Consider the following 25879-nt stretch of genomic DNA (forward strand, 5'->3'; position numbering starts at 1 on the left):
CCTTGAATAAATGATTATTATTCCCTGATAGCTCAGTTGGTAGAGCACTCGACTGTTAATCGAGTTGTCACAGGTTCGAGTCCTGTTCGGGGAGCCATATGGAGAGGTGTCCGAGTTGGCCGAAGGAGCACGATTGGAAATCGTGTAGGCGCCAAAAGCGTCTCGAGGGTTCGAATCCCTCTCTCTCCGCCAGATATTATTTATTGTATGGCCCGTTGGTCAAGCGGTTAAGACACCTCCCTTTCACGGAGGTAACAGGGGTTCGATTCCCCTACGGGTCATTAACTATTTTATAAAAGAGCTTGAAATAAAAAGCTTTTAATGGTATAATATGTGAAGTGTTGCGTTGTGGAGGCTTAGCTCAGCTGGGAGAGCATCTGCCTTACAAGCAGAGGGTCGGGGGTTCGAGCCCCTCAGCCTCCACCACTTGGAAAATTGAATACTTATTATTGTCGCGGGGTGGAGCAGTTCGGTAGCTCGTCGGGCTCATAACCCGAAGGTCACAGGTTCAAATCCTGTCCCCGCAATTAATTTCCCTTAGGAAATACCCTTGGAACTGTGGTGTAGAGGCCTAACATGCCTGCCTGTCACGCAGGAGATCGCGGGTTCGAATCCCGTCAGTTCCGCCATTTTAGTAATACAATGTTTGTCGAAGAGCCTTAGAATAAGGCTCGGTAGCTCAGTCGGTAGAGCAGAGGACTGAAAATCCTCGTGTCGGCGGTTCGATTCCGTCCCGAGCCACTTTTAATTGAATAATTTATGTGCCGGTGTAGCTCAACTGGTAGAGCAACTGACTTGTAATCAGTAGGTTGGGGGTTCAAGTCCTCTCGCCGGCACCATTTTTGGAGGATTAGCGAAGTGGCCAAACGCATCAGACTGTAAATCTGCTCCCTTACGGGTTCGGTGGTTCGAATCCATCATCCTCCACCAGTTTTATAGGGGCATAGTTTAAAGGTAGAACAACGGTCTCCAAAACCGTTGGTGTGGGTTCAATTCCTGCTGCCCCTGCCAAATTTTTTTGTCTTTGCGGCGATCGTGGCGAAGTGGTTAACGCACCGGACTGTGACTCCGGCATTCGTGGGTTCAAGCCCCATCGGTCGCCCTTTACCTTTAATGGGGATTAGCCAAGCGGTAAGGCAACGGACTTTGACTCCGTCATGCATAGGTTCAAATCCTATATCCCCAGCCATCTTAATGCGGACGTGGCTCAGCGGTAGAGCATCGCCTTGCCAAGGCGAGGGTCGCGGGTTCGATTCCCGTCGTCCGCTTTGTAATACTCTGGCGCCATAGCCAAGTGGTAAGGCAAAGCTCTGCAAAAGCTTTATTCCCCAGTTCAAATCTGGGTGGCGCCTCCATAATTGAATATGCCGGCGTGGCGGAATGGCAGACGCGCTCGACTCAAAATCGAGTGGGAAACCGTGGAGGTTCGAGTCCTCTCGCCGGTACCATAATTATTAATTAACAGTCCATTAGAGATATTGCTCTAATGGACTTTTTTATGTGATTTTCAGTACCCAGTTCATTGCCTGAGCTGAAGAAACTTTTGAACTGCATTCTATATAAAAAGTACTTTAACGATCCTTCAATTGGGTAATAGAAAGTAAGACCAAATGTAAGGTGGGGAAACACATGAGTTCATCCGAAATGGATCAAATAAACGAAGCCATGAAGCATACCCATGACAAACGGCTATATGAACGCTATTTGGCTGTCCGCCTTCACCTCGAAGGACAGTCGTTTACTGAAATTGCACATACGTAGGTCTGGTTCGCCAGACTATTAGCAAGTATTGGAATTTATACCAAACCTACGGATTGGAAGTCCTTCCTATGAAGCATTCACCAGGAAAGCCACCAAAGCTGAGCGAGGAACAACACGAACAACTTGCGAGGCCATGGATATCTTGCGGCGTGCTGGTTTACGTCTTGTACTGAGTGGTCATAGTCATTTGCAGGATATTGCCTCAATGGATGATGACGGGGGGAATTAATTTATGATATTGCCGGAGGTGCGCTTTCCGTCTATCCGCATTTATTCGGAACGTTGCACTACTCTGTGTCAGATCATACACTTGATTGCTCCGCCAATCGCTTGAATGTAGATATTTGGGCAGAAAATTCTGGTGCCTCTGATCCAAACCTCTTACAGTTTGATCATTTTAGTGACAATTCTTCCGCGTCATTATGGTATTCTAAATACTACAGGCGATTATCTGAATCTCCAGAATTTGAAATGTTCAAGGATTCGGAATTACAGACCATGGGAATACTAGTGGATTGATCAACCAGTTTTTTTTGTCCGGAGCGGATGCTGTACAAATGCGTGAATTGCTTGTCTCAGAAGGCTATCAACTCTGGAATGAAGCCCACGCTGACACTCCTTTTAAAAACTATATTATGCATATGGCAGAAAGTCGGGAAAAGGATAATCTACATCTTAAAGTGACGTCGCCTTAAGGCTAATAAAATCTGCGAAACAAGGAAGTAAACCAGCCTAAAGTCAGTGTCTTTTTTTTCGCCGGAGTCTATTCATTCAAGGCAGTTTGACAAGATTTGTTCAGTTACTCCTTAGAGGCAAACGTCAATTGTAAGCATTGTTGATGAACAAAGCACTATAAAAAACCATTTCTTTACCGATCGTTCTATATATGTTATACTGATGATGCGAGCTAGGGAAATGCAACGGAAGAAGTGAAGAATTTAAAGAGCACACAGTTGCCCCCCTACATGGAATAGCTACCTGAATACTTTTTAGAATGATCATTCTTTAATTTTGCAGGAGTATTAAACAAGGAGGAACCTGTCAAAGTCTAAATAAATAGATAGAACTCTATGCTAGGCTGACTAGATGAAAGGAACCTATATTCAATTTAATGTCTAGAAAAAATGAGGTTAGTAGTTGAAAACAATTGCGATAATTGGTGCTGGACCTGGTCTTGGTTTCTCATTGGCTTAGACTTTTAGAAGACGCGAATTCCGTATTGCTATGGTTTCAAGAACACAGGAGAAGATGCTGCGGAGCTAAATAGAATGAGGATTGAAGCACAGGGTTTTGCTGCTGATATTACAAACAAAATGCAGCTTACTAGGGCTTTTCAACAAATCAAGAATACGTTTGGTTCCATTAATGTTGTGGAATTTAGCCCATATGGTGGAAATGTTTCTGTGACGCCTGTTCTTGATACGACTGATGAGGGCGTTCTTCAAATTTTTAACAACGTAGTCATCGGAGGCATTAATACTGCAGGACAAATCATTCCAGAATAATGGAACGAGACGAAGGGACACTTCTATTTACAAGCGATCTCTCCGCTATGAGTCCAATCCCATGTTCGGAAATTCAGGTATCGCCATGTCAGGCTTGCAAAACTATATCCTTAATTTACACGAACGCTTGCTTCCTCTGAGAGTATTTGTTGGACATTTATCCATTAGTTCTTTGATTAAGAAAGGTACTGGCAGGAACAACCCGATATTCTTGATATTCAATCAAACTATATAAACGAAGAAGGGGATTTTTGGGTAGCATTAAACGATAACAGCGAGGTTATAGGCTTAATCGGTTTGCAAAAGAAAACTAATGAGGTTGCCGTACTAAAGAAATTTTTCGTTTAAATATTATCGAGCTGAAGGGAATGAGTGAAGATGGAATATCGTGTATTAGGTAGTACAGGCCTTAAAGTAAGCAGTTTTGTATTAGGTACAGGTACATTTGGTTTTTGGGGTAACAACACGAAGAAAGAGTGTGAACCCATTTTGGATGAAGCTCTGGCTGCAGGAGTGAACCTGATCGATACAGCCGATGTCTATTCAAGTGGTCAAGCAGAAGAAATTTTAGGTGAACTACTAAAAGGACGCAGGGAGGATATCCTTCTGGCCACTAAAGGTGGTTTTCCCATGGGCAGTGGACCCAACCAATCCGGAAGTTCAAAATATTGGATTAAACGAGCTGTAGAGGATAGTTTACGAAGACTCCAGACCGATTATATCGATTTGTATCAACTACATCTGCCGGATGTTCATACCGATATTGAAGAAACTCTTGATGCGCTTACGGATCTGGTCAGAGAAGGGAAGATTCGCTACATTGGCACATCGAACTTTCAAGCATGGCAAGTAACAGAAGCTCAATGGACTAGCGAACGTAAAAATGTAGCACGTTTTGTCTCTGAGCAATCCCCGTACTCCATTTTAAACCGAAGTATTGAATTCGATTTGCTTGCTGCCACAGCAAAATACGGAATAGGCGTTTTGGTTTGGAGTCCACTTTCGGGTGGTCTATTAACTGGTAAATACCGATTTGGGGAATCGTACTCCTCCGATTCAAGAGCAGCCACCTTTGCGGGAAGCTTAAAATCTGTTGTCGACCCTAATCGGGAAGAAAACCGGACCAAGTTTGAAATCATAGCAAAGCTTCAAACACTTGCAGATGAAGCGGGGTTAACTTTACCGCATCTGGCCATGGCCTTTACACAATCTCATCCTTCCATAACTTCAGCCATCATTGGGGCTAGAACGATCGAGCAGCTCCAGGAAACTTTAAAGGGCAGTGACGTTCGATTGAGCAATGATGTACTTGATGCGATAGATGCGATTGTTCCGCCAGGAGTGACCCTGGATGCGATGGAAAAAGGATGGACCCCCGATTGGTTACAAGCAGACAAGCGTAGAATCAATGGGTAAACACGTCATGGAACATTTGAAAGCAGCAAAAAGGGAATAATTTTATGGAAGAGAGCAAGTTTTAGGTTGAGGAAATGACCTTCAGTGTGAGATAAGCCAAAACACCTTCAAAAGATTACTTCCCAGACAAACTTTGGAGGTGTTTTGGCATTGGTAATAAGAATGGCAGGTGTAAGGTGTCTCAGGAGGGACATTCGAAACAGGTCACATGTAACAGATTGAATGTCGTGGTCGCTTGGATGAAAATCACTTTGAGAAAGCTTGAGAATACCCGGACATGGTGCACGAACCCCCTGATATGCTGCTTAAGGAGAGCGTACGCCTTGAGAAGCCACCCCCAAAAAAATAGGCTGCTAATATAACCATGCATAATGAATTTTATGGCTTACTACTGATGGTATAAATCCCAGCCTTTACACACATCAATCCATGCAATAGCGTGTCCATAGGTAAATAATTCATCAGGAGAAAGTTCGATGACTTTTGTCGGACTTCCACAAGCGGGAAAAAGGGAGTCGAAACGCTTAACAGAAATATCAATATATACTGGTATATCCTCTTTAATTGCAAATGGACATACATCACCAACCTGTTGATCTATTTGTTCCATCACTTCATCAGCGGTCAACATCCTTGCTTTGAGTCCAAAAAAATGTCTGAATTTCTTATTATCAATCCCGGCATCTCCAGCCATCACAATAAGCATACAGCCATCATTTTTTCTTAGACTCAGTGTTTTTGCAATACGAGATGGAACTACACCTATTGTTTCTGCCGCCTGTTCGACCGTGGCACAGGAACTATCAAAATTTTTGATTCTGTCTCCCATGTTAAGCTTTTCGAAATAGCTTCGAACCTTTTCAAATGACATAATCCAATCTCCTTTTATTTCAATATTAAACTTAATGCACTGTAAACCAGTAGCAATGCCATCATTAAATTAATTGGGCGCCAATACTTATTTATGATTTTATGCAGGATTACCCCGGCTATCGCCCATAGGTGTGTTGCTCCATCACCAATAATAGTAGCCAAAACAATAAAACTGGCTACCGCTGCAAATGATGAATAATACGGAAGAACATAGCCTGTAAATATCGTAATTCCCCATAAAATTATTTTTACATTTACAAATTGCAGAATAAAGCCACGCATAAATGAAGTAGAGCCTTCCTCGGCATCGGAGCTGGATGGCTTGCTTATTGCCGTATAATAAGCAAGCCACAAAATATAAGCACAGCCAATGTACTTCATATATGGCATTGCAGTAGGTATATACTTCGCGAGGACTACACTAAACATTCCACATATGACCATCACACTAAAAAAACCAAAATAGACTCCAAATATCAATTGTTTACTTCGCTTCATTCCATTGTTGCTAATTGCATTTAAAACTAATATATTATTAGGGCCCGGCGAAAGAGTTGTTGTAATTGCATAAGACAAGAAAGATACCCACATTACTGCACTCACCTAAATAAACCTTCTTTCAATATCATTTAAAGTGAAGATCTATTTTATTCCTTATAACCTCCCTGATCGGTTGCTCCACTTTATGAAACGATACCACAAATAAAAATATTAAAAAAATCGAAATAATAAAACTTATGATTCAATATTATTGAATTATGGAATGGAGATCTGCGAGAACCAAGTCATGGACTGACGGTACACCATTAAGCAAATGGATAGATTCTATTATATTTCTTTGGGTTTTATTTCAAACAACTTGCTTGCGCATTTATTCCTTACATCCCCTTGACAGGTTGTTTCACTTATGATAAAGTTCTGCAAACTAAATATTAATTAAATTGATATTGCAAATATTAAAATTCGATTAAATCGAATTATATTTAGGGGTCAATAACTATGGAATTAAAGCATCTTAACACTGTTAAAACAATTTTGGAGACTGGAAGCTTTCAAAATGCTGCACGTAAACTCAATTATACGCAGTCCACAGTCACCTTCCAGATACAACAATTAGAGCAAGAACTATCAGTGGAATTATTTGAAAGAATTGGAAGAAAAATGATCCTAACACAAGCGGGGAAGGATATTTTACCTTACATTGATACGATTATTCAATCTTCCGAGCAAATCAGTAATTATGGTAAAAGCATTCTCGAAATGAGCGGTACACTAAAAGTAGCCATGCCTGAGTCGCTATTAATCTATAAGATGCAGCCTGTACTTAGAGCATTTAAAGAACAGGCTCCTAACGTAAAGTTATCGTTACAAGCATTAAATTGTTATATAATAAGAGATCAAATCATTAACGGTGGAGCAGATATTGCAGTGCATTATGATGTGGGTGGGTACTCTCCAACAATATTAACTGAACCTATTGTTAATTTGGGCATGGCCTTAATTGCTTCGCCTAACTTACCAATCAATCAAAGGGATTTTTTGCAAGGAAACCAAAGAAAATCGGTCAGCTTGATCAATAATGATCCAGATAGCATTTTCCAGCAAATGTTTGATCAATACTTGAAAGATAAAGGTATTGTACTTGACAACACCCTTGAGTTATCAAGTATTGAAGCAACTAAACAGAGTGTGATAAGTAATTTAGGGGTGGCATATCTACCGCAATTTACAGTCGAAGAAGAATTGAAAAATAAATCTTTGATAAAACTCAAAACAGAGCTTGACACACAAAAAATCACAGCAATTTGTGCTTATCATAAAAACAAGTGGATAAGCTCCTCTATGGAATTATTCATTCGACTGATGAAAGAATTAATTTTGCTACCTGTATAATGTAAGGCAGTATTCTTCCCTTTTCTGACCAGATCCGTAAGCGCATCAAGAGTTTTTTCAATATTGGTATGAACATCAGGTCGGTGTAGTTGATGCAAATCGATATAATCGGTTTGAAGTCTTCGCAAACTATCCTCTTCAGCTTGATTGCTCCATTATTTTGAGCTGTGAGATTGATTTGATCCACATGAGAGCATAATGGTGGGGAGGCTACAAACGTATTTAACATGCTTTTTCTTTACTGATCGTTCCCGATATGTTAAATTCTTAAGAAGGAGGGAACTGAAATGTCAAGAAACAAGGAGTTTGATGAGACCAAGGTATTGGATAAGGCGATGCAACTTTTTTGGGAACAGGGCTACGAGAAAACATCCATGTCCGATTTGGTTGAGCATATGGGCATCCATCGCAGAAGCTTGTATGACACATTTGGCGACAAGCATACGCTTTTTCTAAAGGCGATGGATCGTTATGAAAGTAAAGTCAACGCCTCTCTTACAAGAGGAGTTAAACGTTCCAAGACTGCAACGGAAGCCCCCCTCCAATTTATTGTTGGCATCCTGATCTGTGGGGAAACGGACTCGCCTTCCGGCTGCTTAATGGTAAATTCGGCGGTCGAATTGGCAGTGGGCGATGCCGATGTTAATAAAAAGTCTACTGAGGCGTTTACAACAGAAGAGCAACTACTCAAGGAAATAATTTTTTGGGGGCAACGAGACGGTGAATTCAGCTCTGATTACGATGCTGGGGAATTGGCAGAGTATCTGCATAATGTAGGAGTTGGATTAAGGAGTATGGCAAGAACCTCGATTCCCAGAGAGAAACTTCACCGCATAGCCAACATATCAATGCAGCTTTTAGAAAAATGATTTGATTAATATTTTTTTCACATTACTAGAATAATCGTTCCTGTATGTATAATCTCTCCATGCCGCTCTCTATCAGAGGTCTTTTATATGGAGAACGAACATTCAAATCAATAATCTTATTGAATGCTGAAAAACGGTTAATACTAAAAAATAGAGGAGAACTTGTAAGATGAGAAAAACTGTACTTATCACTGGAGTATCTGGCGGGATTGGAAAAGAATTGGCGGATCGTTTCGCGAAGGATGGATATGATTTGGTGCTGGTGGCGCGTAGTGAGAGTAAGCTTGTGGAGCTTGGTAAAGAATACAAAAAAAAATATGACACCCGAGCGACGGTCATCGCCAAGGATGTCGCGTCGCACGGTGTGCCGGAGGAGATTTTCGCGGAGCTCAAGGAGAAGGGGATCGTCGTCGACTATCTTGTCAATAATGCTGGTTTTGGTTTATTTGGGACATTTTTGGAGACGAAGTTAGAGGAAGAGACGAATATGATTGACGTCAATATAAAGGCCCTAACGATTATGACAAAGTTGTTCGTGCCGGATATGGTTAAACGCGGCCAAGGAGGCGTGATGAATGTCGCTTCATTGGTGGCTTTTTTTCCGGGACCTATGATGTCAGTTTACTACGCAACGAAGGCGTATGTGCTGTCGTTCACCGAGGCTCTTGAAAACGAATTGAGCGGAACGGGCGTGACTGTGACGGCACTATGTCCAGGTCTGACATCAACCGGCTTCGTTGATCGTTCGGGTATGGGGGCCTCGAAACTGTTCCAGAATGGGGCTATCATGGAGGCCGGGCAGGTAGCTGAGGAAGGTTATCGAGGCTTTTTACGCGGCAAGACATTCATAATGCCAGGGGCTCGCAACCGATTAATGAAGTTCATTCCACGATTACTGCCACGCAAATTGGTGACCCGTATGGTTAGATTCACCCAAAACAGAACAGGGCATTGACCTGATTTTCTATAACATCCAAAGCAATGCTAAATCTGCTGACGGTCTATTGGTCACCTCTTATTAAAAATACTTTACTGATCATTCTAAAAATGCTATGCTTAGACCAAGTTAGATCTAACTGTTATTTTTTTAACTAAAGTTGAATGATCATTCTTCAATTATCTAAATAATTTTTTTTAAAAGGGGGAGAATCGTATGAAGTACACAGTTATTACAGGAGCGAGCTCAGGAATAGGATATGAGACAGCATTGGCCTTTGCGTCTCGTGGCAAAAACTTGATTATTGTAGCTAGAAGATTGGAAAAATTAGAAGAGCTTAAATCAAAAATTCAAGGAATAAATTCAGATTTAGACGTTGTTATTCTTACAAGTGACCTGTCGGTTCCTGATCAGGCCTACACCCTGTATAGCGATTTAAAGGAGTATCAAATTGAGACTTGGATTAATAATGCCGGGCTTGGTGAATCCTCTTTTGTAGTGGATCAGAATTTAGATAAAGTTGAAGCTATGCTGCGTGTTAATATAGAAACCTTAACAATTCTCTCTACTCTATATGCACACGATTATGCTGATATAGAAGGAACTCAGTTAATTAACGTATCTTCAGCACTTGGTTATGCTGTTGCCGTTAGCAGTGTTGCTTATTCTGCATCTAAATATTATGTTAGTGCCTTCACCGAAGGGCTTGCAAAAGAACTAGAACTGAAAGGTGCGAAAATGAAGGCAAAAGTTTTAGCACCCGCCATAACGGAAACGGAATTTGCGAAAAAATCAATAGATGCTGAAGAATTTGATTTTAAAGCAAACATGCCTAAGTATCACACTGCGAAGCAAATGGCGGGCTTCATGGTGGATCTTTATGATAGTAACGAAGTGGTAGGAATTGTAGACCAGAACTATAATTTCAATTTGAGAGGGCAAATCTATCCGGTAATTTCAGAATTTTAAATCCAATTGTACATCCGTGCAACTCATTTAAATAGGAGGAATAAAAGTGGAGAAATTATGGAGCAAAACAAAAATTGGTAACATTGAATTGCCTCATCGATTAGCGATGGCACCAATGACACGTAGTCGAGCGCAAGAAGATGGTACACCTGGAGAGTTGGCTGCACTTTATTATGTTCAACGTGCATCCTTAGGACTTCTTATTACGGAAGGTGCACAACCTTCAGATGATGGTCAAGGTTACTTAAGGACACCTGGGATCTATACGGAAAAGCATATTGAAGGGTGGAAAAAGGTTACCGATGCAGTGCATGAAGCAGGCGGGTATATTTATATCCAATTAATGCATGCCGGTCGTATATCGCACCCTGACAATACACCTCATCATCGGCAGCCGGTTGCACCTTCTGCAATTGCACCAGGAGTAGAAACGTTTACGGCTACAGGCATGCAGGATATCCCCGTACCACGTGAGTTGAGTAAAGAAGACATTCAAGCGACCATTGCAGATTATCGTAAAGCTGCGGCGGCTGCTATTGCAGCAGGAGCTGACGGTGTTGAAATTCATGGAGCAAATGGTTATCTGATTAACCAATTTATCGGAGAAAATTCGAATACACGGACGGATGAATATGGTGGCTCTATAGAAAATCGTACTCGCTTCGCGATTGAAGTAGCAAAAGCCATCGTTGACGAGATTGGGGCAGAGAGAACTGGCTTCCGTATTTCTCCAGGAACTCCTCTTGGTGGGATTCAAGATGGTGAACAAGGTCCTGATCTTTATCGTTACCTGACGCAAGAATTAGCTAAATTAAATTTGGCTTACCTTCATATTATGCACCTCGGAAACGAAGAACTGCTTCAAGACATTCGATCTCTATGGAAGAATCCGTTGTTAGTCAATCGGGCTGGACGGGCACTGGAAAATCTTAGCGTTGATATCGATAGTGGTCTTGCTGATTTAACACCTATTGGGGTATGGTCATTGGCTAATCCAGATTTTGTGGAACGGCTTAAAGCAGGCGCTCCATTAAATGAAGCAGATCCTGCAACATTTTATGGTGGTGAAAGCAAGGGCTATACGGATTATCCTACATTGAAAGAATTAGAATCTCAGAAGGGGTAAGTATAGCTTATATGGCAAATATCAACGCTTCACAACCAGCTTGAAGCTGGAAGTGATTCTCTATTTTTTAAACGAAATAGAGGAAATAACAAAGTAGTTTTAAACTTAAACTACAATATAGACAGTAGTGTTTAAAAATGGCGTACAACTAAAAAATTGTACGCCATAAATTTATCTGTGAGTCATCAATGTTATGAGAAAAAAACCTCAGGTCAAATAAAATTATATTTGTATAGTTTCTTGGATCAATCTAAAAATCAGTGCTTGACGCATGAATTGCACTGTACTGGTAGGCTTTTACTGCATTCGGACGCTATGGGCCGATGTAGATCTTAATGCCTGTTCCACCGATTGAGTACGGGAACACCGGCTTCAGCGGTCAAGTTCCAGATGGCTCTGGAGTCGTTGCAACCTTTGCGAGTTATATACACTTTGGAATGGCAAGTTGGGAGGGGTTGGGATAGGTGCCTCTAGCCCAGGCTTCTATATGAAGAACTTCGGAATTATTGGACAGCCTCTGGATATTCGTTAACGGTTGTTCACGCAGCTCATGATACAGATGGATTCGCATCAGTGTTGGGTAGGACTTACAACATTATAGAAATAGGTGGCTTTTCGTATAAATCCATATCTTTTGTCAAGCACTGGTTTTTGTGTTTTGATCCATCTGCACCCGAAGCTAGCAATAGCATTCATGTAACGATTAGTTTGGTTCTCTGTATAGTATCGTGCTCATTTTTCTATTGAAATAGTGAAAACTATTGTCTTATCGCTACTTTGAAAAAATACAAGAAACCCAATGAAGGTAACTCAACGGAAGGATGCTGATTTAAAAATGAAAACACTCATGAAAGCAGCTCAGATCACCAAGTACTCAAAAAAAATCCACGCCCAAGTCAATGACATTCCAATTCCAGAGATTGCTGACAACGAAGTTTTGGTAAAGGTAAAAGCTGCAGCGGTCAATCCGCTTGAAATGTTGGTTATCACAGGTAGCGTGAAACTGATTCAAGATTATGATTTCCCATTAACGCTTGGTAATGAATTGGCAGGCGTTATCGAAAAAGTCGGAAAAAATGTGACAAACTTTTACGTAGGAGACGATATCTATACACGTCTCCCACTAAAAAAAATTGGTGCTTTTGCGGAATATGCCGCAATTGACGCTGCCGCAATTTCCCCCATGCCAAAAAACTTATCCTACGTGGAAGCCGCTGCTGCAGCACTGACTGGACTCACAGCGTATCAAGGTCTACATGAAGAACTTGAGGCACAGTCCGGTAAATCTGTTTTCATTCCAGGTGGATCGGGTAGCTTTGGTCAAATGGCTGTCCCAATCGCAAAGGCAATGGGTCTAAATGTCATTGTCAGTGGCAACGCACAAGCGCGCGAACGCACTTTGGAAATTGGTGCAGATCAATATTTGGATTACACGAAAGAAAACTATGTTGACTTGTTGTCGAATGTCGATTATGTGATTGATACCTTGGGAGCCGAAGAATTTGACAATGAATTAAAAATCATTAAACCGGGCGGAAGATTGCTCTCTCTCCGTACAGGACCCAATAGACGTTTCGCAGAAGACAATAACTTTCCATGGTGGAAACAAAAGCTATTTTCTGTGGTTGGCGCAAAGTATGACAACAAAGCCAAGAAACACGACGTGGATTACCGCTTTATCTTCGTTCGTTCTGACGGTGCACAACTAAAGGAGATTACCAAAATCATTGAAAAAAACAACATTGTTCCACCGATTCATCCAACACTATTTACCATAGGCAACGTTAATGAAGCGCTAGAACTAGTCGCAAATGGGCGTCCAAAAGGGAAGGTGATTATTAATTTTTAAAGAGAAAATGATGAAAGCAGTACAAATATACGACTACTCAAAAAAGCTAGAAGCTCACATCAACGATTTGCCTATTCCTAGATAAACAAACATCAAGTATTGATCAAAACATATGTAGCGGGCGTTAAAGGGACAACTCAAGGAAAGATTCTTATGACTATACAAGAGGGAGAAACAACAACATAAAGTTGATAAATCGAACTGTTTTTCGGTTTTTCGAATATACTTCAAGGCTTGAAAGCGCACGCTTGATTTTTTTCGCGTTTTACCCTCAAGATTGTCGATCATCTACTTAAATGTATAATGAATGCATGAGGTGATGGAAATGGCAAGATATAAAGAATTTGAAGTTAATGAAGTATTAGATAAAGCGATACAACTCTTTTGGATGCAAGGGTACGAGAAAACCTCGATGCAAGAATTAGTCGACTTTATGGGAATTCACAGAAAAAGCATCTATGATACTTTTGGCGATAAGCATGCTTTATTTATGAATGCACTCCAACGATACGAGGCTATTCAAAACAACAAAATGAGATTATTGGTTGACAAGCAAGAACCGGTTAAGGAATTAATGCGACAATTTTTTGAGTCCACTCTACAGAAAAAAGGAGACCCTCAAGGGTGTTTCATCGTTAATTCGGGTGTGGAACTGGGATTGTTAGATCCAGAAGTTGCCTCCTTAGTTGAAGATAGCTATTCAAAAACGGAGAAGTTGTTATATAATCTCATTCTTATTGGTCAACAAACAGGTGAATTTGAAGCTCAGCTTGACCCTGAAGCCCTTTCTCATTACTTTATGAATGCTTGGTTAGGGTTACGTACGATGGTCAAAACAGCAACCAATCAAGAGAAGTTATCGGGTATTATTAATACCACACTGAGCATTTTAGATTGAAAAGGAAAAAATACGAATCTTAAAGCCGCTGATCTGAATAGCGAAGATCAGTGGTACTTTAATAATGACTTATGCTAGAAGTGAATTATTTACCAATCGTTCTCAATATGATATATTGGTGATGGGAGGGAAATGGAATGGCAAGGAGCCATTGGATAAAGGGAAAGGGCTCGTTTTACTCAAGTATATTAGAGGCAGCAGAATGGTGAATTCTCCTCTGATTTCGATGGTAGTATTTATTTTTTTGCTTTATTAGAATGTTCGTTCTCGTATAGTTGAACCTCCTCTTTTCCCTATAGCTATACCATGTAACGAATGAGCGTTCAACATCCATTCATACGCTTAACTATGAGGTGATGAGTATAGAAGCTCAACTTGATGAAAGATAGTTTTTTGAAAATTGTAGAATGAACGTTCTATATATCTGTTTATAGTAGCTAACTTCATTAATTGCATTAATGGCATGATGAATAGCTCAGAAGAGTAAGATGTTCTGTTATACCCAAAAACAACTAAAGGAGCATAAAAAATGAATATTTCTGAACAAGTCGCCTTTGTCACCGGTGCGAACCGAGGTCTTGGTCGTCAACTTGCAATTGAACTTCTATCCAGAGGGGCTAAGGTTTATGCTGGTGCAAGAAATCCGGATTCCGTTGACATTCCCGGTGTAACACCTGTAAAACTTGATATTACCAATCCTCAAGAGGTATCTGCAGCTATTCTGGCAGCTAAGGATGTTACGCTTCTGATCAATAATGCAGGCACGTCTACAGGCGCTTCTTTGCTTGACGGAGATCTCGATAAAATACACTTGGAGTTTAATACACACGTCTTTGGTACATTATCCATGGTTCGTTCTTTCGCACCTATTATTGCAAAGAATGGCGGGGGTTCAATTCTGAATATTCTTTCCGTATTATCTTGGGTTAGTATGGGAAGTGAAGGCGCGTATACGGCTGCAAAGGCGGCAGAGTGGGGAATGACAAACGCACTGCGCTTAAATCTGTATCCTCAAAAAGTGAGGGTAGCTAGCTTGCATGTGGGATTTATGGACACAGACATGACGGCAGGCATTGAAGCTCCCAAATCCAATCCTGCGGATATTGCAAAATTGGCTATCAATGGTTTAGAGTCCGATAGTTTTGAAATTATCGCCGACAACGTGAGCCGCACTGTCCAAAGCGGTCTTGCCGGCGGTGTTGCCGCGATATACCCACAGCTAACCTAAGGTGTTTTTACGAATTTCTTTGTTGAAGGAAAGGAAGGAATCTACATTTCATTCATTAGGAAGCAGCAGAAATAGCAGGTGCGACTCAAAATCGAGTGGGAAACCGTAGAGGTTCGAGTCCTCTCACCAGTATACACAAAGGATGATAAGATGCTTAAAGCATTTTATCATCCTTTGTATTATATTTATGTTTTTAGAGAAATGTAAATTTGACGGGTTCTTTAATTATGTAGTAGGATGTTGGTACTGAAAAAACATTTATGGTTTTATTGAGTGTAAAGGAATGAGGGATGAATATGAAGGATAGGATTTTAGAAGCTTTTGTGGAGGAAGCGCATGAAAGTGGTTTGAAATTTACCATGGATGATCTTGCGAAAAGACTCGCTATTAGTAAGCGTACCTTATATGAGCATTTTTCGTCCAAAACACTCATTTTAGAAACGCTTATAGAACGTACGAATGATGATATGATTCGAAAAACCGAGCAAATTGTCGGAAACGACCAATTAACTTTGCTAGAGAAGATTAAGCAGTCGATCAGGGTCATACCGCAATATAATGATTTTTATGATTTACGAATCCTGGATCAAATGAAAAAATATTATCCTGAGCATTGGAAAAGGGTGCATACCGATTTGAATGATTGGCCCCAGATCAGAACATTAATCCAGCAGGGCATACAGGAAGGGATTATTGTAAATAAAAACGAGGCTCTCATCATGAGACTTATTATTGATTCTATAAATTTAACGTTTGATCAGCGATTTTTTCTGGATAACAGCGTGACGGTAGAGGAGGCTATTTATTCTATTGTAGATATTTTGTTATTTGGACTGGTCGAAAAATAGAAAATGGCCTCAACAATATATTATATATTTGAAGAGGTGATTTTTTATAAGAAAACTGATAAAACAATTTAAGTTTTATTGTTCCTGAAGATACGATAAGTAAGTTTAAGAAATGATAAATAATAAAAGATACACTGGAAAAGGAAGGGTTGAAACATGTCTATGCTGACACGAAATCGGGGAGCCATGCTGTTACTGATGCTTAACATCTTTTTGGCATTCATGGGGATTGGATTGGTTGTTCCCGTATTACCTAAATTTATAAGCGAGCTGGGAATGAATGGTTCCTCGATGGGGCTGATGGTCGCGGCTTTTGCCCTGACACAACTTTTATTATCACCATTGGCGGGCAAGTGGTCTGATCGTTATGGACGTAAAAAATTGATCGTTTCGGGTATGTTTATTTTTATGTTGTCCGAGCTTGTTTTTGGACTGGCTAGTTCGGTACCTACCTTGTTTGTAGCTCGAATCATGGGCGGAGCGGGGGCCGCACTGCTTACTCCTTCTATTATGGCGTATGTCGCTGACGTGACCTCATTCGAGGAAAGAGGCCGGGGAATGGGGATGATTAATGCGGCGATTAACACTGGGTTTATTATCGGACCAGGCATTGGTGGTTTGCTGGCCACGTACGGAATACGTATTCCCTTTTTTGCAGCCGCGGGAGCTGCTGGGATAGCCGCTATCTTGTCTTTGCTAGTGCTACCCGAATCCTTAAGCAAGGAAAAGCAACGGTATAATAGAGAGCTTCCACGGCAAAAGGAAAACCTTTTGCAGCAATTTGCCAAGTCGTATCGTTCTCCTTATTTCATGGGATTGATCATTGTGTTTGTGGTTGCTTTTGGGCTGGCTAACTTTGAAACGGTGTTCGGATTATTTGTAGATCATAAATATGGTTTTACGCCGATGGATATTGCCATCATTATAACCACAGGTTCCATTCTGGGGGCAGTTGTCCAAGCGACTATATTTGGCTGGATTATTAATCGTTTTGGCGAGAAAAAGATCATTCATATCTGTTTGGCTGTTGCGGGATTATTTATTTTTTTGACACTGTTTGCCGAGCAGTACGCCATGATTATGTTGACCACTTTTATCATTTTTCTGGCGATGGACATTCTTCGTCCGGCTGTAAGCACATCCTTGTCACGGCAGGCCGGGGATGAGCAGGGGTTTGTGGCTGGAATGAACTCATCTTATACAAGTTTGGGTAATGTGATCGGACCACTGATTGCAGGACTGCTGTTTGATGTTCATATTAACTTGCCTTATATGGTTGCAGCTATAGCGTTACTGGCTTGTCTCGTCCTTTCACTACGCTCCAAGCAAGCGGGTGAGCAACAACCAACAGCCCATGCGGCAGAACAACATAGAGGGTGATAGCCGCAGGTCTGTATGCACCCCCGACTTAGGTCTAGGTTCAAAAACCGTCTGGGGTCCGTTTTGGCGAACTCCGGATCAGCGTACAATAAGGACATAAGCAAGACACAGTGAAAGGCGGTGAGAGATGATGAGAGTTAACAAAGGGAATGGGTTGGCTATTGTACTGATTGTATTGGGTTCGATTATGCTGCTCGGTAAGTTTACTCCATTTTTCGGTTACTTTGTAGGACACTTGATCGGTTACTTAATCCCGATAGCGATGATCATGCTAGGTTACTACGGTGTGAAAAGAGGAAATGTGGTCTTCGGATGGATCGTACTTGTAATCGGGGTACTGGTTTTACTCGGCAAACTGTCATGGCTTCTGGGGCCGCTGCTGGCAATTGGGTTAATCATATTCGGTGTTTCACTGCTGAGTGACCGCAGAAGACGTTACTGAGATTGATGGATTCACGGGTAATGTGAATTACAGAAACAAAGTATGAAGATATGAAAATACGAAATGTGAAAGGAGCAGACGCAAATGAGTGTGTTTCGTAGAATGCGTGATATTACCGTAGCAACCTTCAATGAGCATTTGGAACAAAGTCAAGATCCGATACAACTGATTGACCAGTTCTTGTATAACACCCGCAAGGATATTGCAGAAGCGGAAAAGCTTCATCAGCAATACGCAGTGCACACAAGACAGATGAAGCAACAGCTGGATCACGCAGTGTCCATGCAGATTAAACGGGAGGAACAGGCGCTGCTGGCTTTAAAGGCAGATGAAGAACACATTGCAAAGCTGGCCCTTCAGGAAAAAATGCTGTATGCAGAAAAAGAAGAGCAGTATAGAGAACTGTGGGAGCAGAGCCGTGAATCGCTACGTGAATTGGAGCATCAGCTAGATACCTTAAAAACGGAATATCAAACGGTAAACAGTAAGCGCCAGTATTATGCGGCACGTGTACAAACGTTGAGACTCCAGCAGCAGATGAACGAACGGGCAGGTACATACGGTGGACGAAATGTTCCCCGAATGTTCAACCGCTTGGAAGATCGGGTAGCCGATATGGAAGCAGAAACGCTGAGCTTGCGTGATTTGCGGCGGGGAGAAGGCGGTCACACGCAGGATGCCCATGGCGGCGAATCGCTGCTCGAACAAGAGTGGGCGAGACTGAAGAGCAAGCTGAACAACAGCGGGAAGGAGTAAGTTGATTATGACCCGAATTTACCGATCAAACCGGGATAGAGTATTAACAGGTGTATGCGGCGGTCTTTCTGATGCAACAGGGATGGACTCAACTTGGATTCGTATTCTGGTTGTGATCAGTTTCTTTATAACAGCAGGAACCACATTTATGCTGTATGTGATTGCGGCGCTGGTTATCTCCAAGGAGCCGAGATCTCCTTATGATGGAGGATTTGGTCCCAACAGCGGGCCTTACAATCAACAGGATTCACGATATTATGGCGGGAACAGCACCGGTTCACAGTACGGACCGGGAGCTGGTTATAATCAGGGCGGAGCATATGGTAATCCGAGCCAATCTTTTGGTCAAGATGCCCGTCATTCATCCAAATTTAACACAGGTCCTAACAGTGATCTGGATTCCATGATGGAAGATATCGAGAAAAAAGCAATGAAAAAAGAGTTGGCAGAGTTACGCAAAAAAGTAGAGCAATTCGAGAAGGGAGATCGTAAATAATGGGAATCTTTAAAAGAATGAAGGATATGACAAGAGCATCGGTGAATGAAGTGCTGGATAAAGTGGAAGACCCGATTATTATGCTAAACCAATATCTGCGCGATATGGAGGCGGAAATTCACGAGGCAGAAGTAACGGTTGCCAAGCAAATGGCAAATGAACGTCGCATGAAACAGCGCTTGGACGAAGCGGTAAGAGTATCTAATGAGCGTGAACAACAAGCAGAATCTGCATTGCAGAACGGACAGGAGGAAGTAGCGCGCAAGCTGCTGGGCGAAAAGATCTATTTTACACAAAAACAAGATGAATACCGCGACCTGCACACGCAAGCCGAGCTTCAAGCCAAAGAATTGGTGCAACAGCTTCACGAGATGAAGGATGAGTTCTACAAAATGCGCAACAAGCGCAATGAGCTGGTATCCCGCGCTCAAATGGCAAAAGCCAAAAAACAAATGTCGCAAATCAACAGTCTGCACACGATTGAAAGCGGATCTGCTTCGCTGGGCTTTCACCGCATGGAAGAAAAAATCATGCAAATGGAAGCAGAAGCTGACGTGCTGCGTGCCCCTTACCGTCAAGCTCCGGGAGAAGCGTATGTCAATCCGGCAGAGGCTGAAAAACAGTTCAAAGTGGATGAGCAGCTTCAACAGCTCAAATCCAAAATTCAAACGGGTGCTAAACCAGTAGATATAAAGAAGGACTGACTACTCGAAAATAAGACATTATGATATGCTGTATGGAATGGACACTGGTCAATTATAGTGCTCAATCTGTATGGTTCGGAAAAGCCATATGGCGGAATGTCGCGCCACTATGGCTTTTCCTTCCTGTATAAATAAAGGGGGTGCAGCATGGAGAAAAGGAAATCAGTCTTGGCACTGGCAGGTATCGCAATCGGGATTATCATTTTATTCGGTCAGTGGATTGGCTTCCTCTCCGTGGCTGCACTGATCCTGATGTTGGCCGGTATATATAAGATTCGTAATTCCAAAATCAAAAAGGGCTATACAATGCTCGCAATTGGGGCAGGGCTACTCGTACTGGATCATTTATTTCTTTTTGTGGTAGTAACCCTAGGGTCGCTAGCTGTATTCTATTCACGTTCAAGAAAGCTGCATAAGGGTCAAAGCTCGATATTCAAGCACAATTTTATATCCAATCATAAATGGGACGAAGTGCCGTGGAGCTTGCGCAGCACAAGTATATGGCATGTGGTTGGGGATGTGGATGCTGATTTGACGTTGGCACTTCCGGAAGAACGTGAACCCGTCATATTTTTGCAGGGGATCTTCGGTGATATTGACATCACACTACCGGATAATTACGGTGTAGAGGTGGAGATGTTCGTGTTGTTCGGGCAGATTCAATTTGACCGTGATCATGAGGCGGGTATGCTCAATCGTCTGGTTTGGAAGTCACCTAATTATGCGCAGAGTGAATATAAAGTGAAGTTTGTCATTTCGTATTTGGCGGGCGATGTGCGCGTCCGATTTTATTGATCAGGAGGAGCCGGGATGAATCATAAAAAAACGTCCAACATGGTAACCCGCAGTATGGGTGAAGGTATCCTCCTGTGTGTTGTTGTGGGCGTAGTTGTTTTTTATATGCTGTATACATATGGATATGTGAAGTCGTTCCCAACCTGGGGAATGATATTGAAATTTGTGGGAGCCGTCGTCATGGTACTGATTGGCACCGGGGCAATATACGGTTTTTATGAGAGCTACCGCTTCAAAAGCAGGCTGGAAAAGCTGCGGGAGACGCTGCTGATGTGGGAAAAGGGGACCCCTGCCCGGGAGCTGCCGCCACTGGGTCATGATGAGTTGGGCAGGCTGGGTGAGCAACTGGAGCGAATCGGGCACAAATGGCAAGAGCAGGTTACTTCTTTGCAACGCCTGTCCACCAACAATGCACAGCTGGCAGAGCAGGCCAGAGTGACCGCGATTGTCGAGGAAAGGCAGCGATTGGCGAGGGAGCTACATGATGCAGTGTCGCAGCAATTGTTTGCCATTTCGATGACGGCGACGGCTGTAGGCAGGACGCTGGATAAGGATTTTGATAAGGCGCAGCGTCAGGTTGCATTGATTGAAGAAATGTCCTCGGTGGCGCAATCCGAAATGAGGGCGTTACTGCTTCATTTACGACCTGTTTATTTGGAAGGCAAGCGGCTGGAACAGGGATTGCGTGATTTGATACAGGAATTGCAGGCCAAGGTTCCCATGGAGATTGATTTTGAGATGGAGAGCGGAGTACAGTTGGTTAAAGGCATTGAGAACCATTTGTTTCGCATCGTTCAGGAAGCTATGTCTAATACGTTGCGTCATGCCAAAGCAAGCCGCATGGAGATTCGTATCGTGCAACGCCCAGATTCCGTTCGGTTAACGATTAGGGATAACGGAATTGGATTCGAGCTGGATGAGAAAAAGCAGACTTCGTATGGATTGTCCACGATGCAGGAGCGGGTCAGCGAGATTGGGGGAGCTATCCAGTATATAACGGCTCCGGGGAAAGGAACACGAATTGAGGTATCGGTGCCAGTTATAAATGATGAAAGCGGAAGGAACGATGATCATGGAAACGGAATTGCCGATTAGCGTACTGCTGGTAGACGACCATGAAATGGTGCGGATTGGTCTGGCGGCGGTGTTGGGCACGGAAGAAGGCATTGAAGTGGTAGGCGAGGCCGGGAGCGGGGAAGAAGGCATACGACTGGCTACGGAATACAAGCCGGACGTGATTTTAATGGATCTGGTTATGGACGGCATGGATGGAATCGAGACGACTCGCCAAGTGACACGCCTGCTTCCAGAGACGAAGGTCATCGTACTGACGAGTTATTTGGACGATGAAAAAATGTATCCGGTTATTGAAGCGGGCGCGTTTAGCTATCTGCTCAAAACCTCCCGTGCATCCGAGGTTGCGGATGCGATCCGTGCAGCGGCACGCGGACAGTCCGTGCTGGAATCGCAGGTGGCTTCCAAGATGATGAATCGATTTCGCCAGCCGCAGGCTGAAGCGCCTGCGCATGCGGAACTGACGGATCGTGAAATGGAAGTGCTCCGGCTGTTGGCACAGGGTAAATCCAATCAGGATATTGCTGATGAGCTGATCATCGGGATCAAGACTGTGAAATTTCATGTCACGAACCTTCTCGCCAAGCTGGGAGTGGAGGACCGCACACAGGCGGCAATCTATGCCTACAAAAACGGATTAGCAGAGTAGCGTGTAGAACGGACTGATACTATGAGATACCAAAGAGTGGAGCACTTCTACGCTGTTGAACAGGTTCCACAATTTAAATAGGGAAATACAATGAACCGGAGACTTGTATTAGTTCTCCGGTTTTTTTGTGCTCTTGAAAACGGTATTTAAATAAGTAAGAACAGAAAGGCGATTAAGGCCAAATCCAGCACAAGTCCAGCTCCGTATCCATATCCACCATAACTACCATATCCGCGGCCATAGCCTGGTCCACCATTTCCATATCCACCGTAGCTATTTCCGGCAAATCCACCTGTGTCATAGGGAAAGGACGGACTTAAGGGCTCACTGCGAGGTTTGATTAAGCTGTTTATTTTGGCAGAGGAACGTGCTTTGTTTTTAGAGTTTCGTTTTTTCTTTTTAGAGGATATCTTCTTGGCTTCCTGTTTTCCCTTGTTATTATAGTTTCCGGCATTGAGATTGTTGGAAAAGGAGGATGGATATCCGTTTAACATCAACTTGCCTTTGCCACACCCGCTGAGAATACCAACATGTCGTGTTCCGTCATGCAGAACAGCACAGACCAATCGTCCACCATGAGGTGCCACATTGGCTTCATTTACAGGATATATGGGAAACATGATTTCACCTCTTTCTGTATAAGATACGTTGTGATCATAGTCTATTCTCACAATGCCTATAATGTATGGTCGAACACCCAGCAGGTGAACGAATTTTTTAAAAGATGTTCTTCTGCTTCTTGCGTGTATAAAACCTCTTGCAACGGGAAAGCTATTGATAGATTAATAGAATCCAAGCCAGCCGAAAAAAACATCCAGAATGTGCCTGCAGGAATCGGATGCTAGTGGAGCGGGAGGAACCATGATGTTAAAAGCAGAGGTCATCAAAAAAGGGATGGTAGTTATTGCGGTGTTCGGAACGTTGCTGTTACTGGTAGGCTGGCGTTACGGGACGTTTCAAACGACTGAATATGACTCGTATTCCCGCAAGGCAGGAACGGAGTTGCGCTCTGTATTGACTGTCTCGGATCAGGCTCCTGGTACACTGGATAAGCTGGTTGTGAAATGGCAAGGTAACTGGACTTCTTACGGTGATGATCCGGCAGCCATGGCGGCCCGGATAGCCGATCAACTGAATATTCCCGCCGTAAGCAAGGCCGAGGAAAATGGACACACGGTGTATCGATCTGTTGGCAGTAGCGGAGAACTGAAAATCCGCTTAAACGTGATGGAACAGCTAGCTGGTCAATGGTATACGGTCGTTCAACTGGAGAGTAGCAATGCAGGACGTGAGCAGTTAATCCGGCGGCATGAGCTTTGTGCTGAACAATTGGCGGCTGTGGGAGTACAAGCAGTATGGAATACGTCCATTCAGCATTCGCTGCATTCAAATGAGCCCGTGGACCAACTGATGAAGCTGACAGAGACACGTTTAGCAGGAAGCTTGTCCATGAAGGCAAAAGAAAGATATACAGATGCGACGACGGTAGCTGTATCCTATGAAGCACCGAAGCTGCCTCTGGCAGTTCAAAGTGGTGAGCATCAGGTGCATATGCAGATGGCTGTGCATGAAGATGAGGAGCATCAGGATACTCGTATTACGATCGGTTTTCCGCTGATTACGATAGAATACTGACTTATAAGGTAAATTTATGATTCATCGGATAGCTTATCCATGCTGAATATGCTAAAATGTCATCAAATCTTCAGTTCCATGTTTGTCGAAAATCAAGTATGATCTTGAATAAATATACACAATACTACATGCGGATTTCGAGGGTTGTGGAAGCGGAATCTTGTCATGGGAAGAATGAGGTACTTCATGGCTGACATACCTAATAATGAATCTGTTGTGATGCAAGGCGCTGTGTTATTTATTTTTGGTGCTACGGGCGATTTGGCCCGCCGCAAGCTTTTTCCTGCGATCTACAGCTTGTACCGCGAAGGGAAGCTGGGTGAGGATTTTGCCGTTATTGGCGTAGCGAGACGCCCTCGCACAGAGGAAGAATTCCGTAATGACCTGTACGCTTCGATACAGGAGTTTAGCCGTTACAAGGCAGAAAACGATCAAGAATGGCAGGCATTTGCCGAGCATTTTGAATATAAATCACTGGATATCAACAATGTCGAAGGGTTTCATGAACTGAGACAGCAGACAGAGACCATAGAGAAGAAATTCAGCATTCCGGGGAACCGTTTGTTTTATTTGGCCTTGGCCCCTGAACTGTTTGGAAGCGTATCGAAGAGTCTCAAAGAAGGCGGTATGATGGATGGCAAGGGTTGGAATCGTCTTGTCATTGAGAAGCCGTTTGGTTATAACCTGGAATCTGCGCAAGAGCTGAATGTTGAAATACGCGAAGTATTTGAAGAGGAAGAAATTTATCGGATTGATCACTATCTTGGTAAGGAAATGGTGCAAAATATCGAAGTGATCCGCTTCGCAAACGCCTTCTTTGAACCATTGTGGAATAATAAGCATATTTCCAATGTGCAAATTACGCTTAGTGAAACCGTGGGCGTAGAGGAACGAGGAGGTTATTACGATCATTCCGGTGCTCTGCGGGATATGGGACAGAACCATATGCTGCAAATGCTGACGATGATTGCAATGGAACCACCGAGTCGTTTGCTCCCTGAGGATATCCGTGATGAAAAGGTGAAGGTGCTGCGTTCGCTGCGTCCTTTTGAAACCGCAGAGGATGTGTTGACTAATGTGGTACGTGGTCAATACACGGAAGGAAGCTATCGCGGTCAGCAGTTGCCGGGGTATCGTGAAGAGGACAAGGTTGATCCACAGTCGAGCACAGAGACTTATTTTGCTTCACGCGTATTTGTGGATAATTTCCGTTGGGCAGGGGTTCCTTTCTACATTCGTACCGGCAAACGTCTTCCTGTAAAGACAACCGAAATCGTTGTGGAATTTAAGAGCATGCCTACGAACGTATATCTTGGTCAAAAGCATAAGCTGGAACCGAACTTGCTCGTGATCCGGGTGAATCCGATGGAGGGCATTTACATCAAGATTAATGCCAAGAAGCCGGGTTCGGAATCGGATATTGAACCGCTGGCTATGGATTTCTGCCAAAGCTGTATGGTCGGCATCAACTCACCAGAGGCTTATGAACGGTTGTTGATGGACGCGATTGAAGGGGACTCTACGTACTTCACGCGTTGGGATGAGGTTGCGACAGCATGGAGATTCGTGGATCGGATCGCCAAAGCATGGCAACAAGCCCCGGATACGCTGGAAACCTATGCTGCAGGCTCATGGGGACCGGAAGGCGCTCATAAGCTGCTGGAGCAAGATGGCTTCAAATGGTGGCCAGTCAGCGGCCAGGATGAAGATAATGTCATCTGGCGGGTAGGCGGCACTCAGTAATCCTGATAATTGTTCAGCATCCCCCTACGTCCT

26 protein-coding genes and 15 tRNA genes are annotated in these 25879 nt (G+C 43.0%); 37 read left to right on the forward strand and 4 right to left on the reverse strand.

The window, feature by feature from the left end; all coding sequences use genetic code 11:
• The first annotated feature begins 21 nt into the window (after window positions 1-21).
• The 18 genes from QD47_RS24145 to QD47_RS24230 all read left to right on the forward strand — a co-directional run bounded on the left by QD47_RS24145 (window position 22) and on the right by QD47_RS24230 (window position 4682).
• A tRNA-Asn gene (locus QD47_RS24145) sits at window positions 22-97 on the forward strand.
• Window positions 98-100: 3 nt separating this feature from the next.
• Window positions 101-192, forward strand: a tRNA-Ser gene (locus tag QD47_RS24150).
• A 17-nt stretch (window positions 193-209) separates the two neighbouring features.
• A tRNA-Glu gene (locus tag QD47_RS24155) sits at window positions 210-281 on the forward strand.
• Between the two features lie 69 nt (window positions 282-350).
• Window positions 351-426: transfer RNA gene (locus tag QD47_RS24160), tRNA-Val, on the forward strand.
• 27 nt (window positions 427-453) lie between these two features.
• Window positions 454-527: transfer RNA gene (locus QD47_RS24165), tRNA-Met, on the forward strand.
• 25 nt (window positions 528-552) lie between these two features.
• A tRNA-Asp gene (locus QD47_RS24170) sits at window positions 553-629 on the forward strand.
• Window positions 630-668: 39 nt separating this feature from the next.
• Window positions 669-741, forward strand: a tRNA-Phe gene (locus QD47_RS24175).
• 22 nt (window positions 742-763) lie between these two features.
• A tRNA-Thr gene (locus QD47_RS24180) sits at window positions 764-839 on the forward strand.
• A gap of 5 nt (window positions 840-844) precedes the next feature.
• Window positions 845-930: transfer RNA gene (locus QD47_RS24185), tRNA-Tyr, on the forward strand.
• 7 nt (window positions 931-937) lie between these two features.
• Window positions 938-1011, forward strand: a tRNA-Trp gene (locus QD47_RS24190).
• Between the two features lie 18 nt (window positions 1012-1029).
• A tRNA-His gene (locus QD47_RS24195) sits at window positions 1030-1102 on the forward strand.
• Window positions 1103-1114: 12 nt separating this feature from the next.
• Window positions 1115-1189 (forward strand) — tRNA-Gln (locus QD47_RS24200).
• 7 nt (window positions 1190-1196) lie between these two features.
• Window positions 1197-1268 (forward strand) — tRNA-Gly (locus QD47_RS24205).
• A 12-nt stretch (window positions 1269-1280) separates the two neighbouring features.
• A tRNA-Cys gene (locus tag QD47_RS24210) sits at window positions 1281-1355 on the forward strand.
• Window positions 1356-1366: 11 nt separating this feature from the next.
• A tRNA-Leu gene (locus QD47_RS24215) sits at window positions 1367-1448 on the forward strand.
• A 181-nt stretch (window positions 1449-1629) separates the two neighbouring features.
• On the forward strand, window positions 1630-1761 hold the full coding sequence (locus QD47_RS33790; protein WP_268794270.1) for a hypothetical protein: 132 nt from the start codon (window positions 1630-1632) through the stop codon (window positions 1759-1761).
• Between the two features lie 1268 nt (window positions 1762-3029).
• The gene (locus tag QD47_RS30210) at window positions 3030-3266 is read left to right on the forward strand and encodes a hypothetical protein (RefSeq protein WP_052646906.1); all 237 of its coding nucleotides are present in this window, start codon (window positions 3030-3032) and stop codon (window positions 3264-3266) included.
• A gap of 378 nt (window positions 3267-3644) precedes the next feature.
• Window positions 3645-4682 (forward strand): aldo/keto reductase, encoded by a 1038-nt coding sequence (locus QD47_RS24230; protein ID WP_044648518.1) that lies wholly within the window; start codon window positions 3645-3647, stop codon window positions 4680-4682.
• Window positions 4683-5070: 388 nt separating this feature from the next.
• Here QD47_RS24230 and QD47_RS24235 read toward each other — a convergent pair whose 3' ends face one another.
• Complete coding sequence (locus tag QD47_RS24235) at window positions 5071-5553, reverse strand: YbaK/EbsC family protein (RefSeq protein WP_044648519.1); 483 nt, start codon at window positions 5551-5553, stop codon at window positions 5071-5073.
• A 14-nt stretch (window positions 5554-5567) separates the two neighbouring features.
• Window positions 5568-6158, reverse strand: coding sequence for a LysE family transporter (locus tag QD47_RS24240; RefSeq protein WP_152643864.1), 591 nt, complete (start codon window positions 6156-6158; stop codon window positions 5568-5570).
• A gap of 396 nt (window positions 6159-6554) precedes the next feature.
• Between QD47_RS24240 and QD47_RS24245 the strand changes: the two genes are divergently transcribed.
• The gene (locus QD47_RS24245) at window positions 6555-7448 is read left to right on the forward strand and encodes a LysR family transcriptional regulator (protein WP_044648521.1); all 894 of its coding nucleotides are present in this window, start codon (window positions 6555-6557) and stop codon (window positions 7446-7448) included.
• On the opposite strand, the gene QD47_RS34280 is transcribed toward QD47_RS24245, so the two are convergent.
• Window positions 7370-7576, reverse strand: coding sequence for an aldo/keto reductase (locus tag QD47_RS34280; protein ID WP_200893509.1), 207 nt, complete (start codon window positions 7574-7576; stop codon window positions 7370-7372). The genes QD47_RS24245 and QD47_RS34280 overlap by 79 nt on opposite strands.
• A 159-nt stretch (window positions 7577-7735) precedes the next feature.
• Between QD47_RS34280 and QD47_RS24250 the strand changes: the two genes are divergently transcribed.
• From QD47_RS24250 to QD47_RS24330, 16 genes are all read left to right on the forward strand, one after another.
• Window positions 7736-8317 carry a TetR/AcrR family transcriptional regulator gene (locus QD47_RS24250; RefSeq protein WP_044648522.1) on the forward strand — a complete coding sequence of 194 codons (582 nt, stop codon included), beginning with the start codon at window positions 7736-7738 and terminating at the stop codon, window positions 8315-8317.
• A 169-nt stretch (window positions 8318-8486) separates the two neighbouring features.
• On the forward strand, window positions 8487-9272 hold the full coding sequence (locus tag QD47_RS24255; protein WP_044648523.1) for an SDR family NAD(P)-dependent oxidoreductase: 786 nt from the start codon (window positions 8487-8489) through the stop codon (window positions 9270-9272).
• 198 nt (window positions 9273-9470) lie between these two features.
• Window positions 9471-10223 carry an SDR family NAD(P)-dependent oxidoreductase gene (locus QD47_RS24260; protein ID WP_044648524.1) on the forward strand — a complete coding sequence of 251 codons (753 nt, stop codon included), beginning with the start codon at window positions 9471-9473 and terminating at the stop codon, window positions 10221-10223.
• Between the two features lie 46 nt (window positions 10224-10269).
• Window positions 10270-11349 (forward strand): alkene reductase, encoded by a 1080-nt coding sequence (locus tag QD47_RS24265; protein ID WP_044648525.1) that lies wholly within the window; start codon window positions 10270-10272, stop codon window positions 11347-11349.
• 835 nt (window positions 11350-12184) lie between these two features.
• Window positions 12185-13198 carry an NADP-dependent oxidoreductase gene (locus tag QD47_RS24270; protein WP_044648526.1) on the forward strand — a complete coding sequence of 338 codons (1014 nt, stop codon included), beginning with the start codon at window positions 12185-12187 and terminating at the stop codon, window positions 13196-13198.
• A 325-nt stretch (window positions 13199-13523) separates the two neighbouring features.
• On the forward strand, window positions 13524-14096 hold the full coding sequence (locus tag QD47_RS24275) for a TetR/AcrR family transcriptional regulator (RefSeq protein WP_044648527.1): 573 nt from the start codon (window positions 13524-13526) through the stop codon (window positions 14094-14096).
• A gap of 529 nt (window positions 14097-14625) precedes the next feature.
• On the forward strand, window positions 14626-15324 hold the full coding sequence (locus tag QD47_RS24285) for an SDR family oxidoreductase (protein ID WP_044648529.1): 699 nt from the start codon (window positions 14626-14628) through the stop codon (window positions 15322-15324).
• Between the two features lie 296 nt (window positions 15325-15620).
• On the forward strand, window positions 15621-16172 hold the full coding sequence (locus tag QD47_RS24290) for a TetR/AcrR family transcriptional regulator (RefSeq protein WP_044648530.1): 552 nt from the start codon (window positions 15621-15623) through the stop codon (window positions 16170-16172).
• Between the two features lie 156 nt (window positions 16173-16328).
• Window positions 16329-17552: an MFS transporter gene (locus QD47_RS24295; RefSeq protein WP_044648531.1), complete on the forward strand. Its 1224-nt coding sequence runs from the start codon at window positions 16329-16331 to the stop codon at window positions 17550-17552.
• Between the two features lie 130 nt (window positions 17553-17682).
• Window positions 17683-17994, forward strand: a complete 312-nt coding sequence (locus QD47_RS24300; protein WP_044648532.1) for a LiaF transmembrane domain-containing protein — start codon at window positions 17683-17685, stop codon at window positions 17992-17994.
• A gap of 84 nt (window positions 17995-18078) precedes the next feature.
• Window positions 18079-18750, forward strand: a complete 672-nt coding sequence (locus QD47_RS24305; RefSeq protein ID WP_044648533.1) for a PspA/IM30 family protein — start codon at window positions 18079-18081, stop codon at window positions 18748-18750.
• A gap of 7 nt (window positions 18751-18757) precedes the next feature.
• Window positions 18758-19246, forward strand: a complete 489-nt coding sequence (locus QD47_RS24310) for a PspC domain-containing protein (protein WP_044648534.1) — start codon at window positions 18758-18760, stop codon at window positions 19244-19246.
• On the forward strand, window positions 19246-19950 hold the full coding sequence (locus tag QD47_RS24315) for a PspA/IM30 family protein (protein ID WP_044648535.1): 705 nt from the start codon (window positions 19246-19248) through the stop codon (window positions 19948-19950). Before QD47_RS24310 ends, QD47_RS24315 begins: the two co-directional genes overlap by 1 nt.
• A gap of 147 nt (window positions 19951-20097) precedes the next feature.
• A complete protein-coding gene (gene liaF, locus QD47_RS24320) occupies window positions 20098-20745 on the forward strand; it encodes a cell wall-active antibiotics response protein LiaF (protein ID WP_044648536.1) in 648 nt (215 codons plus the stop codon).
• A 15-nt stretch (window positions 20746-20760) separates the two neighbouring features.
• On the forward strand, window positions 20761-21840 hold the full coding sequence (locus QD47_RS24325) for a sensor histidine kinase (RefSeq protein ID WP_044648537.1): 1080 nt from the start codon (window positions 20761-20763) through the stop codon (window positions 21838-21840).
• Window positions 21818-22468 (forward strand): response regulator, encoded by a 651-nt coding sequence (locus QD47_RS24330; protein ID WP_044648538.1) that lies wholly within the window; start codon window positions 21818-21820, stop codon window positions 22466-22468. Before QD47_RS24325 ends, QD47_RS24330 begins: the two co-directional genes overlap by 23 nt.
• 146 nt (window positions 22469-22614) lie before the next feature.
• On the opposite strand, the gene QD47_RS24335 is transcribed toward QD47_RS24330, so the two are convergent.
• Window positions 22615-23088 carry a hypothetical protein gene (locus QD47_RS24335; protein WP_044648539.1) on the reverse strand — a complete coding sequence of 158 codons (474 nt, stop codon included), beginning with the start codon at window positions 23086-23088 and terminating at the stop codon, window positions 22615-22617.
• A 244-nt stretch (window positions 23089-23332) separates the two neighbouring features.
• Here QD47_RS24335 and QD47_RS24340 point away from each other — a divergent pair, with 244 nt between their 5' ends.
• Window positions 23333-24103 (forward strand): YwmB family TATA-box binding protein, encoded by a 771-nt coding sequence (locus QD47_RS24340; RefSeq protein ID WP_044648540.1) that lies wholly within the window; start codon window positions 23333-23335, stop codon window positions 24101-24103.
• 186 nt (window positions 24104-24289) lie between these two features.
• Window positions 24290-25846 carry a glucose-6-phosphate dehydrogenase gene (gene zwf / locus QD47_RS24345; protein WP_044648541.1) on the forward strand — a complete coding sequence of 519 codons (1557 nt, stop codon included), beginning with the start codon at window positions 24290-24292 and terminating at the stop codon, window positions 25844-25846.
• The last annotated feature ends 33 nt before the right edge of the window (window positions 25847-25879 follow it).

The sequence above is a fragment of the Paenibacillus terrae genome (genome assembly GCF_000943545.1).
GTDB lineage: Bacteria > Bacillota > Bacilli > Paenibacillales > Paenibacillaceae > Paenibacillus > Paenibacillus terrae_A.

What these genes read in the sequence shown, in the direction of transcription:
- QD47_RS33790 (WP_268794270.1), top strand. Translation starts at nt 1,630, where the DNA reads ATGAGTTCATCCGAAATGGATCAAATAAACGAAGCCATGAAGCATACC.
- QD47_RS30210 (WP_052646906.1), top strand. Translation starts at nt 3,030, where the DNA reads ATGAGGATTGAAGCACAGGGTTTTGCTGCTGATATTACAAACAAAATG.
- QD47_RS24230 (WP_044648518.1), top strand. Translation starts at nt 3,645, where the DNA reads ATGGAATATCGTGTATTAGGTAGTACAGGCCTTAAAGTAAGCAGTTTT.
- QD47_RS24235 (WP_044648519.1), bottom strand. Translation starts at nt 5,553, where the DNA reads ATGTCATTTGAAAAGGTTCGAAGCTATTTCGAAAAGCTTAACATGGGA.
- QD47_RS24245 (WP_044648521.1), top strand. Translation starts at nt 6,555, where the DNA reads ATGGAATTAAAGCATCTTAACACTGTTAAAACAATTTTGGAGACTGGA.
- QD47_RS24250 (WP_044648522.1), top strand. Translation starts at nt 7,736, where the DNA reads ATGTCAAGAAACAAGGAGTTTGATGAGACCAAGGTATTGGATAAGGCG.
- QD47_RS24255 (WP_044648523.1), top strand. Translation starts at nt 8,487, where the DNA reads ATGAGAAAAACTGTACTTATCACTGGAGTATCTGGCGGGATTGGAAAA.
- QD47_RS24260 (WP_044648524.1), top strand. Translation starts at nt 9,471, where the DNA reads ATGAAGTACACAGTTATTACAGGAGCGAGCTCAGGAATAGGATATGAG.
- QD47_RS24270 (WP_044648526.1), top strand. Translation starts at nt 12,185, where the DNA reads ATGAAAACACTCATGAAAGCAGCTCAGATCACCAAGTACTCAAAAAAA.
- QD47_RS24275 (WP_044648527.1), top strand. Translation starts at nt 13,524, where the DNA reads ATGGCAAGATATAAAGAATTTGAAGTTAATGAAGTATTAGATAAAGCG.
- QD47_RS24285 (WP_044648529.1), top strand. Translation starts at nt 14,626, where the DNA reads ATGAATATTTCTGAACAAGTCGCCTTTGTCACCGGTGCGAACCGAGGT.
- QD47_RS24290 (WP_044648530.1), top strand. Translation starts at nt 15,621, where the DNA reads ATGAAGGATAGGATTTTAGAAGCTTTTGTGGAGGAAGCGCATGAAAGT.
- QD47_RS24295 (WP_044648531.1), top strand. Translation starts at nt 16,329, where the DNA reads ATGTCTATGCTGACACGAAATCGGGGAGCCATGCTGTTACTGATGCTT.
- QD47_RS24300 (WP_044648532.1), top strand. Translation starts at nt 17,683, where the DNA reads ATGAGAGTTAACAAAGGGAATGGGTTGGCTATTGTACTGATTGTATTG.
- QD47_RS24305 (WP_044648533.1), top strand. Translation starts at nt 18,079, where the DNA reads ATGAGTGTGTTTCGTAGAATGCGTGATATTACCGTAGCAACCTTCAAT.
- QD47_RS24310 (WP_044648534.1), top strand. Translation starts at nt 18,758, where the DNA reads ATGACCCGAATTTACCGATCAAACCGGGATAGAGTATTAACAGGTGTA.
- QD47_RS24315 (WP_044648535.1), top strand. Translation starts at nt 19,246, where the DNA reads ATGGGAATCTTTAAAAGAATGAAGGATATGACAAGAGCATCGGTGAAT.
- liaF (WP_044648536.1), top strand. Translation starts at nt 20,098, where the DNA reads ATGGAGAAAAGGAAATCAGTCTTGGCACTGGCAGGTATCGCAATCGGG.
- QD47_RS24325 (WP_044648537.1), top strand. Translation starts at nt 20,761, where the DNA reads ATGAATCATAAAAAAACGTCCAACATGGTAACCCGCAGTATGGGTGAA.
- QD47_RS24330 (WP_044648538.1), top strand. Translation starts at nt 21,818, where the DNA reads ATGGAAACGGAATTGCCGATTAGCGTACTGCTGGTAGACGACCATGAA.
- QD47_RS24335 (WP_044648539.1), bottom strand. Translation starts at nt 23,088, where the DNA reads ATGTTTCCCATATATCCTGTAAATGAAGCCAATGTGGCACCTCATGGT.
- QD47_RS24340 (WP_044648540.1), top strand. Translation starts at nt 23,333, where the DNA reads ATGTTAAAAGCAGAGGTCATCAAAAAAGGGATGGTAGTTATTGCGGTG.
- zwf (WP_044648541.1), top strand. Translation starts at nt 24,290, where the DNA reads ATGGCTGACATACCTAATAATGAATCTGTTGTGATGCAAGGCGCTGTG.